Source organism: Acinetobacter wanghuae, assembly GCF_009557235.1.
In the GTDB taxonomy this organism is placed as follows: domain Bacteria; phylum Pseudomonadota; class Gammaproteobacteria; order Pseudomonadales; family Moraxellaceae; genus Acinetobacter; species Acinetobacter wanghuae.
Map to the genome: position 1 here is coordinate 1,099,347 of NZ_CP045650.1, position 11,899 is coordinate 1,111,245.

Genomic DNA, 11,899 nt, shown 5'->3' on the forward strand with positions numbered 1-11,899 from the left:
GATGTAAGTTTTTGATAAAAATATCTTTAAAATTGAACCTCTAAGATTCTTGTGTGTATCGTACTTATAAATATCCAAAGGATTCAGATAGCCAGTGTAGAGATTTTACTTTCAAACAGTTAAATTGAAGAGACATGCTGTTATGTCCACAAGGACTGATAAGATAGCTTAACCAAAATTTAAAGAACAATACGATAAAAATAAAGAGGTACATTTATGAAGAAAATATTAGCTCTCGTATTTGCATTTATAGGTTCTGTGGCAAATGCCCAATATATTGCAACGAATGATCTTAAAAAAGATTTTCCAGCCGAGTCCTATAAAACAACGAAACCTACAATTGTTGATTTTGAAATTATGTATAGCAATACATTCGAAGCTGATGAAAATACTGAAATATTTCCTGAAACGGATAAGAATGGTATATACACAGATGCGGTAATTAAGCTAAAAGCTTTACCATCAAAAACATTCCCTAAAAAAACACTTGTTGTATATGATGATTTATCAAAGATTCTAAAAATAAATGATAAAGACATCATTCAAAAGTTCAAATCTATTTCAAAGAAACAAGATTATCTGTGTACAGTTACAGGACAAATGAATGCTCAATTCCATGTTCATTATGATGGGCGCGATGATATTAGATTTCGTGATTCCGTGAATGCAGAAATCAAATCAGCAACGCTGATTGGCAAGCCTAAAACAGTTTGTCAAAAGGTATAACAAAACTTTAAAAGAGGCTATAAATGAAGCTTATTTTAGCTTCATTTTTTTGAGAGATATATGACCTATTAAAATTTTAAGAGTGATGTAGCCTGATTTAGTACGCCTATTACATGGCTTGGGTTTACTGTTTAGATTCTCAGTAAACATAGAAAATAAGTGGAATTGGAACGTTAATCTGGGCCAAAATTTCCAATTTTGAATACAACAAACCAATTTTTATTACATCAGAATATTTTCCTAAGTGAATGTTTTATTTTCAAATATACGTTTCACGTGAAACTTAAAATAAATAAGTACAGCGCAAAGTTCAGTATTTGAAATTGCTACTTTTTGATCATTTGATAAATTTGGATGTATATAGGAAAATCTTCTGATTTCATTTAAATTTTTCATTTTTGTCACACATGCCGTCAATTTGAAAAAATTCCCTCATTTCATCGAGGGTCTTTGCCAATGTACGGTAAGTATTCAGTGCAAGGCTCGAATAACGATTGCCTAGTTCTTGTTGGTTTCGTTCATGCCCAAACAATGCAAGAATCAAAGATTCTTCGGCTTTTCCTGTCAAATAGGCCCGTATGGTATGCCGAAGCCAATTGGCTTGTTCAAGCTGCATGCCTTCCGTAAATTGCGCCACGATTGCAGGACTTAAGCTTTGCCATTGATGATCAATAAAAACTGAAAGTAAGGGACGTTTGCTGTCAAAGATCTCTTCAATATGCTGCGTACTATTCTCGATTTCGTTCTCTAAACTCGCTGTATTTTGTCTTAAATATTGCTTAAAGGCGTTGAGTTCACGCTTTAGAAAATCACATAAGGGGAGAATTCGCCCATCATCATGTCGACCGTGGATTTCCTTATCTGATACCCATAACCATCCCTGATTTAAATCAATATCTTTTAGCAATCCCGGAAAGTCCTTCACAGGTCGAGCACCGGTAAAAAGTAGCAGAATATGCCACATCCAAATATTGTAATGGTTATAGGTTGCAATGGCGTCAAAGCGATGTTGAGCTTGAATCACCTGCGCATACAAATAAGCAAAAACACAGGTGACGGTTTTCGCTGTAGGGGCTTTTAAACTGCCAAAATTTCCCCCTTGATCTTCGACTTTGATTTGCAGAGCTTTCACCATGTTGGCTGATAGGATTTGAACTACGTCAAGATATTCACGTTGTAAAAGATACACTGGATAGGAGCAATAGGAGATCGAACTCGAGCGATTAGCATCCATGCCGGTCAGAATATCTGCCAATTGTGCATTGCCGGTCAGATGATAAATATGGGCATGGAGTAAGGTACTGAGTTTCTTACTCGTGAGAGAAGGGATATAAAGTATTTCCCGACATTGTTGTAATGCCTTCGTGATATCGGCTTGTTCAAGGATCGGCTTTTGCTTGAGCCCCCGAATCAGCACATTGGTCAAAGGTAAATCAAAATGCATGATTTGATTGTGCAGTGCATCTTTATGTGGAAAGTGCACTGGATCAAATAAAGTAAATTTGGACCGTAGCATATAGCGATCTTCAATCTGAATGAGACGTTGACGTTGATTTAAACGCGAGATCTTCGGACTTTGTACCTTAAGCCATTCCTCAGTGGAATTACCCGTAAGGAAACTGAGTAAAATAATGAGATAGGCTTTATTCTTCAATTGCGCTGTACTGTATTGGTTCCAACAATGTGAGACCAATAAGCGGATTGATTCCAGATCGGGATAATGATTACTACTGCCAAAGCGATGCTGTAGCCGAATAATGTGCTGTTGCATCAATTGAACGGACTTACTTTGTAGTACCCTCGACTGTTTGCATAGTGGTGACACTGCATCCGTTTCAATCTGTGCATGTTGGATCTCTGGATGATCTGCTAGTTCTTCATATTGTAGAGATCGAGTCGTGGAGGATGTTGGCAATTCCTGCACCATCAATAGATGATCTGAATCATCTAAAGGATAATGTTCCAGCTTTTTTTGCACACTATTGCTATGCCCAGCTTTTTTTGGACTTGCATTCAATACATATTGATAAGCACGTCTGAGATCTCGGATCAAATTAAATTGGAAAGTGGTTAAAGTACCAGAGTGTTCTAATGCACTGAGCTGTTGAATGAAATCCTCAAGGCTGATCTGGGCCTGTGGCAATTGCTCCCATAACCATAAATATAACTTGTCATATTTAGAGAGCTTTTTACCTTGTTCGGATTTAAACAAGGCTTGTGAAGCCAAACGAAAGCGTGTCACTAAGATGAGGATCGTAGCTTTATGTTCATCTGAGGCATAAGCAATATGATGCAAGGCGATTAAAGCATGCATGGTATTGACCGCCCATTGATAAGCAATATGATCAGTTTTTAGATGTCTTAATGTATATAAATAACTGCTGATCGGGGCTTGAGTCAGATGAGGTGCACGATAAGGCAGATGCACCTCTAAATTTTCCAATGAGATCGTTTGACGATCTGTATATGCCAAAAGATCTACGTTTAAATCTTCAATCGAAGGTGTTTGGCAAAGAAAATGTGCACCCATATATCGAAAGGTTTCCAATACATCTTCTGCAACCAATAATGATCTCATTTTTAATCGCATCATCTCACTCATGTTCAGCCCTCCAAAACATGGCTGAATCGAGATGCTCATATTTCAATGCTTCGCATTTGGCTTGCAGCGCAGACCACTTCAATTTAAATGCTTGATCAATATGCGATTGACGATAATTTAATTGGTTGCGTGTACAACCAAGAAACTGTGCCAACAGGTGTATCGACATGCTGGTATGCGGTTTGTCGTATAGACGACAGTTCTGATCATAAATAAAAGTTTTACTCAGATGTTGATTCAGCAAAGACAATAATCTGTTGGGATAGATCTGATTGATCTCAATTTTAGAATGCAACAACATCGAAATAAATGCTTGTGTCATTTGAAAATGGAGCGCTTCGACGCTCAATTTTTCACTTTGATTGCCTATTTTCTTTTGTACAGCGTGAAATAATTTGAGTTGTGGATGGATCCCAAATAGGGAGGGCATTGCATGATGAACTTCATGAACACAGAGCTGAATCCCCTTGTTGATTTTGGTAATAGCAAGGGCTTTTTCCTTAGACAACTGCTGCACTTGGTCTGAAGCTGATTTTTTTGTTTTCATCGTTGTTTTATTCTTTTTATTCGATAGCTCAATGGTAAAGCTAAAATAAATGCTTTGACTGCTTGATCAAAAACTTGGGAATAAGGTGGCAGGTTTTTGTTGAAAAGTGGGTGCTTTTATCATGGTATGAGCACAGATTGCTTATGATCGAAAGACTTTAATTTAATGAAATATATGAATTTGAATCATCTAGAATCTGATGGGTTTTCAGCCATATTGTATTTTTATAAATGATTAGAGATGGTAAGCAAGTCATCACATCAAAATATATACATGAAGAAGAAACGTAGAAGGATAAAAATAATGAAAGTTCAGATCGTTTATTTGCTATTAGCGGCGACGTTATTGAGTGGTTCTGCAGCCATCTCTGCAAAGACCATACAAGAGCCTTTTATCCCAGCGATAGCAGGACTGCAAAGTAAAGCAATGCTATTAGGCTTTGCTAAAAACCAATACGATTTAGGGATGGCATATTATGATGAGACTAAAATTCCAAGAAATACAGCGAAGGCGATTGAATGGCTCACCCTTGCTAGTGAAAAAAATTATGCTCCTGCCAAAGTGACACTGGCGAAAATGCTTTTAACTGGCGATGGTGTAAAACCGAATCAGGCATTAGCGATGCAACTGCTGCAACAAGCAGTTGGGCAAGGGGATGAACAAGCCAAACAAATATTAAAGAACATAGCTAATGTTTCGGCAGCTTCTCAACAGTATTCAGCGGTTGATCAGACTTTATTGTGTAAGGGCTGGCATACCCAAAATATGACAATTCCTTTCTTTTTAGAGCAACTGTCTCGAGATGACGTTGAAGGGAAAGCACATAAGAATATAGAAACACAGCTAAAGCAAAATTATATACAGCAAGATGTTTATAAATACTATCCAGAATATAAAGATGCTGAAGGTGACATACCTTATATACAAATATTTTTGCCTAAAAATGTGAATACGTCATTATTTAATAAAATTGAGTTAACCAATCATTATGGCTATGGCTTTAATTTTGAAGGAACCATTAGACCGAGTGAAAGTATTGAGAAGTTGAAAAAACTTATCGAAGATCGAGATAAAATTCAGTTAAAGCAACTTAATGCTGAACAATTCAATCGTGATTTAAGACAGATGAACTTATTTCATTCACGACAAAATTATGACGCTGCAGGGAAAATAACAGAAAAATTAACAGCGCAATTCCAAAACTCTTATCTTATACACAAGGATAACCTGCAATCACTATATTTTGCTTCCAAACCTCGTGATGCAGATAATTACTTTTGGGAGTTTATCTATTTAACCAAGCTGAAAAATGGCAATGTACAAATGATTTGCGGTGTTACTTCGTAATTCAGATGACTCACCTCAAGATGATTTGTTGTTAGCAGAAATCGATGCCAGTGAAACCAGAAGGTTTTTGTTGAATAAATACCGAATTTTAGATGGGGATATTGAATGTTCGAATATCAGTTATTGTATAAGATTTTGAAATATATGAATGTTTAATAATGAAAATCTGTAAGGTTTTCACTTGTTTTGTATTATCTCCAGGGGAGACGCTAAAAGTTGTTAATCATGCTCATAAATTAAATAGTGATAGTCCATTCCAATATTATGTGGGAACGTATCGTAGTAATATTTTCTCAGTAGGACTTAAACGCGGTGATACTTATGGAGAGTGGGCAGAATTAGGAGCCATAAGGGGAGGTATATTCCCATTGTTGTATACCACTCAGCCACAGGCATTAAATGGTATTAAACGTGGTACAAATGGTTTGGTGGAACAAGAGATTGAGTTTTCTGGAAGTGATATTCAAGGTAAAAAAGTATTTGCCAAGATTATTACTCCTGATACGATAGAAATTGGACTATCTAGCACTATCGATACTGTGGAACACCAAGTAACGCATTGTCGGACTGTTCAACTAAAAAATTGATTTTTTGAATAAAGAGCGGGTCTTGATTTGATTCAATGCCCCGCCGAAATTTTCATAAATTCTTACAAAAAAAGCCTCTTTTTTTTGTATAATGTTTTGTATAAATAATATTTAAATCTTATATAAGTGTTTGAATTTAAATAAATATATTTATTAATGGAATTGGATATACCTACCAAGATATGTTGATTCATCAACACTAAAAAGCCCACTGAAAAAGTGGGCTTTTTTTATGGTTAATATTCTTTTAAGTGGCTATGTATAGCTCATTAAACTTTAGTCGAATAACGGAATCATAAAATCAGCAATCCGTAATGTCTAAAGCAATTTTTTAGCCATGATTTGAAAGTTAATCTTAAGAATTTTTTATAAAAATAATTTAAATTTTGACTTATAGTTAAAGTGTAGCTTGATTAACTTTTAAATAATAATAAGTTATTGAATATTATTATTTTATTTGATTTTTAATATTATCTACTTAGAGCTTTTATCAATGATTTTCCGTGGGTTATTAAGAAGAATTTTCTTGTTTAAAAAATATTCTTTTAAATCTATGCTGAAATCATTCTATTTGTCTTTTTCATATAAAAAAATGATACAACAAAGCTGCTGTTTAGTACTCAGTTGTGCTCAGAAAATAGCGTATAATACGCGAAAGAATTGTGAAGCATCTCGATCATAAAGTTCTTTAACGACTTCAATACTTAAGTGAATTTTCATGTTTCATTGAAGCATCTTGTGAATAGGATTGGCATCATTGAGTCAATTATTTTGTATGATTTTTCATCAAATTCACAAGCTGAAATCATATTTCGTTGACGGAAATATGTGAAGCAACGATACTCACAATGTTTTTATTTAAGCAAATGGTTCATTGGGGCGGAGCATTTATTCGCTTCTCAAAAACTCTATACAATGCAAGGGGCTATATATGGCTGGTGGAAAGTCAACAATCATTTACACACTGACCGACGAGGCGCCATTGTTGGCGACTTACTCGCTACTGCCGATTATTGAGACCTTTACTAAGCCGGCTGGCGTTGAGATTGTTAAAAGTGACATCTCTGTTGCTATTCGCGTGCTTTCAGAATTCTCAGATTGCTTAACTGAAGCACAAAAGGTTCCTGATAACCTTGCTGAGCTTGGTCGTCTTACACAAGACCCAGACACTAATATTATTAAACTCCCAAATATCAGTGCATCTGTTGGTCAATTGACAGCGTGTATTAAAGAACTTCAGTCTAAAGGCTATGCACTTCCAGACTATCCTGAAAATCCAACGACTGAAGAAGAAAAATCAATCAAGACTCGCTATAGCAAATGTCTTGGTTCTGCTGTAAACCCAGTATTACGTGAAGGTAACTCAGACCGTCGTGCACCAGCAGCAGTTAAAAACTATGTGAAAAAACACCCACACTCAATGACTGAGTGGAAGCAATGGTCACAAACTCACGTGTCACACATGGATGAAGGCGACTTCTACCATGGTGAAAAATCAATGACGCTTGACCGTGCTCGCAATGTAAAAATGGAACTTATCACAAATAGTGGTAAAACTATTGTTCTTAAAGAAAAAGTTGCGCTTAAAGACGGCGAAATCATTGATTCAATGTTCATGAGCAAGAAAGCACTTTGCGACTTCTACGAAAAAGAATTAGATGATTGTAAAGAAGCAGGCATTTTGTTCTCTTTACACGTAAAAGCAACCATGATGAAAGTGTCACATCCGATCGTGTTCGGTCACTGTGTCCGCATCTACTATAAAGAAGCGTTTGAAAAACACGCGAAATTGTTTGAAGAACTTGGCATTAACGTGAATAACGGTATGGCAGGTCTTTACGAAAAAATCGAGACTTTACCAACGTCTCAACGTGAAGAAATCATCCGTGATTTACACGCATGCCAAGAACACCGTCCTGCTTTAGCGATGGTTGACTCTGCAAAAGGTATTACTAATTTCCATTCACCAAATGACGTGATTGTAGATGCATCTATGCCTGCAATGATTCGTGGTGGCGGTAAAATGTGGGGTGCTGACGGCAAACCTTACGACTGTAAAGCAGTCATGCCTGAATCTACATTTGCGCGTATTTACCAAGAAATGATCAATTTCTGTAAATGGAATGGTAATTTCGATCCACAAACCATGGGTACTGTACCGAACGTTGGTTTGATGGCGCAAAAAGCGGAAGAATACGGTTCACACGACAAAACCTTTGAAATTTCTGAAGCGGGTATTGCCAACATCACTGACCTTGAAACAGGTGAAGTGTTGATGTCACAAAACGTGGAAGAAGGCGATATCTGGCGTATGTGTCAGGTGAAAGATGCTCCGATCCGTGACTGGGTAAAACTTGCGGTAACTCGCGCACGTAACTCTGGCATGCCGGCAATCTTCTGGTTAGACCCGTACCGTCCACACGAAAATGAATTGATCAAGAAAGTTGAAAAATACTTGAAAGATCATGACACTGAAGGTCTAGATATCCAAATCATGTCACAAGTACGTGCAATGCGTTATACGCTTGAACGTGTTGCGCGTGGTCTAGATACCATCTCTGTGACTGGTAACATCTTACGTGACTACTTAACAGACTTGTTCCCAATTATGGAATTGGGTACTTCTGCGAAAATGTTGTCGATCGTTCCGTTAATGGCGGGCGGTGGTATGTACGAAACTGGCGCAGGCGGTTCTGCACCTAAACACGTACAACAGCTTGTAGAAGAAAACCACTTACGTTGGGATTCTCTTGGTGAGTTCATGGCACTAGCGGTATCGTTAGAAGAAATGGGCATCAAAGAAAACAACGAACGTACGAAGCTACTTGCGAAAACACTGGATCAAGCAACAGGTAAACTTCTTGATAACGACAAGTCTCCATCACGTCGTACAGGTGAGCTTGATAACCGTGGCAGTCACTTCTACCTTGCAAAATTCTGGGCAGAAGAGCTTGCAAACCAAGATCAAGATGCTGAGTTGAAAGCGAAGTTTGCACCACTTGCAAAAACACTTGCTGAAAATGAAGACAAGATCGTTGCTGAGCTTGCTGAAGTTCAAGGCAAACCTGTTGATATCGGTGGTTATTACGCTGTAGATCAAGAGAAAGTAAATGCAGTAATGCGTCCAAGCGCAACATTGAACGCAGCGCTTGCTTCTGTACAATAAATCTAAAAACAAATTTTGCCTAAATAGGTAGAAAATGTGAAAAAAAGCCGGTGCTTCTGCATCGGCTTTTTTTATGGATTTTTAAATTTCATGAAATTTTATAAGAAAAATAATGCTTTAGAAATTATATAAAATCGCTTAAAAATGATGCATTTTGCTATTCAATTGTGAAGCATGGCTTGTTAATGTCTTGCCTCATTTATCGTTGCGCTATGCCACGAAATATCAGAAATACCTAGGGAAAGATGATTTAACCATGAAGAAACATTCATTGGGATTTAAGCAACCGGTTTTGGTCAGCATGTTGATGGCAGCCTACTCAAATTCAACGTATGCACAGGATTTTGAACAGCATCCAAGTCATGCGCAAAATATTCAGTTAGCACCACTCTTGATTACAGTGGATGCTGAAAGTAATGAAGATGCATCCACTCAAAAATTACAACGTGTTGCCGGTGCAACCAATATGATTTCGTCTCAAGACATTAAGCAAAATAGGCTTGCAAACACAGAAGATATTTTAAAATTACAGCCCGGGATTTATGCCAAATCTGCAGGCAACGAGGGTGTTAAGGTGTCGATTCGTGGTTCAGGGATTAACCGTGCACCGGGTGCACATGCATCGGGTGTATTTGTACTATTAGATGACATTCCATTTACGGGACCCGGCGGCACACCGTATGAGCTACTCGAGCCGCTTTGGTTAAGTCGTGCTGAGGTTTATCGTGGGGCAAATGGTTTTGATGTAGGTGCATTGGCATTGGGTGGTGCAATTAACTATCAAACACATACAGGTTTAGATGCTAAAAAACTTCAGTTACGCACGGAGATCGGCGGTCATGGCTACCAAAGATATGCCTTAAGCTCAGGGCAGCAAATAGATGACTTAGATTATTATATCTCACTCAATACATCACGTTATGATGGATATCAAAATCATGCAGCAGGCGATAGTCAGGGGGTTGCTGCAAATGTAGGCTATCAAATCAGCCCAGAAATCGAAACACGCTTTTATTTACGTTATAGAGAAACGGAACATCAAACACCCGGTCGTTTAACTAAAGATCAAATTGAAAATGCCCCACAGAGTGCCAATCCAAATAACTTAGAATGGGATGCTAAACGTATTCAACCGGGGAGTACGTGGTTTGCCAATAAAACCACTTTTAAGCTAAAAGATGATGCTGAATTGGTGGCAAGTTTGGCGTATCACAACTATCCCATGGATTTACAAGAAAGCCCATATCGTGTTGATGTGACCTATTCAGATGTAACGGCAAGTTTAAATTATAAAAAACCTCATGTATTATTTGATCGAGAGAGTATTTTCAAAATTTTACTCAGAAGTACCACACATCGACCTGATACGGGCGTAATCGAGTCTTTACGGTCTGACCTGAATGGTTTTGAGGCAGGCACTGTAACTCGTAAATTTACCTATCGTGGCTCAGATAATGTCTTACAGTTCAGTCATGATTTAGCATTAACGCAAGATCTGCATTTACAAACGGGATTAGCTGCTATTTATACGCATAGGGAAAGTGAGGTTTACTATCCATATACAGGTGAGAAATTAAGTGAATATGATTGGAATTTTGCACCACGTTTAGGGCTACTTTATGCACTAACTCCAACGCTACAGCTTTATAGTAATGTAAGTAGAAGTATTGAGCCTGCCCATCCTTGGTCAATGATTTGGGGCTCAAACCAATATTTCCCAGATAATAGTGGTGCTGCTACAGATCGACAACGCGCACCGATTCATTTAGATACCCAAACAGCACAAACGGTTGAATTTGGTGGGCGTGGTGAAAGTAGATTTGGGCAGTGGGATCTTAGTTATTATTATGCAAAAGTTAAAAATGAACTCCTAAATGTGGAAATTTCACAGGAACCATCATCGGTGATTGCAGAGTCGAATGCCTCCGATACCATCCATCAAGGCGTAGAGTTCGGCTTAATCAGTCCATTATTTTCGTCTGAACAATGGGGTGATTTATCATTCAGACAAGCATATACCTATAGCGATTTTCATTATAAAAATGATCCAATTTTTGGCAAGAATCAATTGGCTGGCTTGCCTAAACATCTTTACCAAGCACAGTTGAAATTTGATTTTCCTCAAGGCTTTTATGCAGCTATCGATGCCGAATATCGTTCAGAACTTCCCGTCGATTACGCTAACTCCTTTAAGGCAGATGCTTACACGCTTTGGGGCGCAAGTTTGGGCTATCAAGCTGCGGATCAGCAATGGAATGCATGGCTCGATTTTAAAAATCTGAGCAATACCCGCTATGCGGCAACAGTAACCCCAGGTTATGATGATGCAGGCAAAGATATTGCACGATCGACCTCAGGTGAAAGTTTTTCAACCTATGCGGGTATTACATTTAACTTCTAACATCATTTAAATGTATTTTGCTGCTTCATATGACTGGATCTTGGAATAAAAAAAGAGAAGCACGGGCTTCTCTTTTTTTTGCTCTAATCTTGGTTTTATTCTGCTTCTAAAACTTCAAAATCATGGCTAATTTCGACACCACCATCCATCAGCATTTTACTTGCAGAGCAATATTTTTCAGCTGAAAGTTCCACGGCTTTTGCCACTTGTTTTTCTTTCACCGCTTTACCTGTGATCACAAAATGGAGATGGATTTTGGTAAATACCGCAGGAATGGTATCGGCACGTTCTGCTTTTAGTTCACAACGTACGTCGGTAATCTCTTGACGCGCTTTTTTTAATATGGTGACAATGTCAAAAGACGCACAACCGCCAAGACCAGTCAAAAGGAGTTCCATTGGACGTGGACCACGGTTTTCACCGCCGTATTCAGGTGAACCATCCATGATAACACTATGACCGCTTTGAGTTTTTGCCTCGAAAGCAACATTCTCTAGCCAATGAACACTTGTTTGCATTGCAA

Annotated in this window: 8 protein-coding genes; 5 read left to right on the forward strand and 3 right to left on the reverse strand. The window is 37.9% G+C overall.

Annotated elements, in window-relative coordinates:
• Window positions 1–216 precede the first annotated feature (216 nt).
• The gene (locus GFH30_RS05020) at window positions 217–726 is read left to right on the forward strand and encodes a hypothetical protein (RefSeq protein WP_153371191.1); all 510 of its coding nucleotides are present in this window, start codon (window positions 217–219) and stop codon (window positions 724–726) included.
• A gap of 379 nt (window positions 727–1,105) precedes the next feature.
• On the opposite strand, the gene GFH30_RS05025 is transcribed toward GFH30_RS05020, so the two are convergent.
• Window positions 1,106–3,328, reverse strand: coding sequence for a hypothetical protein (locus GFH30_RS05025; protein WP_153371192.1), 2,223 nt, complete (start codon window positions 3,326–3,328; stop codon window positions 1,106–1,108).
• On the reverse strand, window positions 3,321–3,875 hold the full coding sequence (locus GFH30_RS05030; RefSeq protein WP_153371193.1) for a hypothetical protein: 555 nt from the start codon (window positions 3,873–3,875) through the stop codon (window positions 3,321–3,323). The genes GFH30_RS05025 and GFH30_RS05030 overlap by 8 nt, the downstream gene beginning before the upstream one ends.
• A gap of 303 nt (window positions 3,876–4,178) precedes the next feature.
• Between GFH30_RS05030 and GFH30_RS05035 the strand changes: the two genes are divergently transcribed.
• From GFH30_RS05035 to GFH30_RS05050, 4 genes are all read left to right on the forward strand, one after another.
• Window positions 4,179–5,222, forward strand: a complete 1,044-nt coding sequence (locus GFH30_RS05035) for a tetratricopeptide repeat protein (RefSeq protein ID WP_171501057.1) — start codon at window positions 4,179–4,181, stop codon at window positions 5,220–5,222.
• 158 nt (window positions 5,223–5,380) lie between these two features.
• Window positions 5,381–5,809: a hypothetical protein gene (locus GFH30_RS05040; protein ID WP_153371195.1), complete on the forward strand. Its 429-nt coding sequence runs from the start codon at window positions 5,381–5,383 to the stop codon at window positions 5,807–5,809.
• Between the two features lie 931 nt (window positions 5,810–6,740).
• Window positions 6,741–8,975 (forward strand): NADP-dependent isocitrate dehydrogenase, encoded by a 2,235-nt coding sequence (locus tag GFH30_RS05045; protein ID WP_153371196.1) that lies wholly within the window; start codon window positions 6,741–6,743, stop codon window positions 8,973–8,975.
• A 256-nt stretch (window positions 8,976–9,231) separates the two neighbouring features.
• Entirely contained in the window at window positions 9,232–11,376 is a 2,145-nt protein-coding gene (locus tag GFH30_RS05050; protein ID WP_153371197.1) for a TonB-dependent receptor family protein, read from the forward strand.
• A 95-nt stretch (window positions 11,377–11,471) separates the two neighbouring features.
• Here the strand turns inward: GFH30_RS05050 and GFH30_RS05055 are convergent, their stop codons facing one another.
• Window positions 11,472–11,894 (reverse strand): OsmC family protein, encoded by a 423-nt coding sequence (locus tag GFH30_RS05055; RefSeq protein WP_153371198.1) that lies wholly within the window; start codon window positions 11,892–11,894, stop codon window positions 11,472–11,474.
• Between the last annotated feature and the right edge of the window lie 5 nt (window positions 11,895–11,899).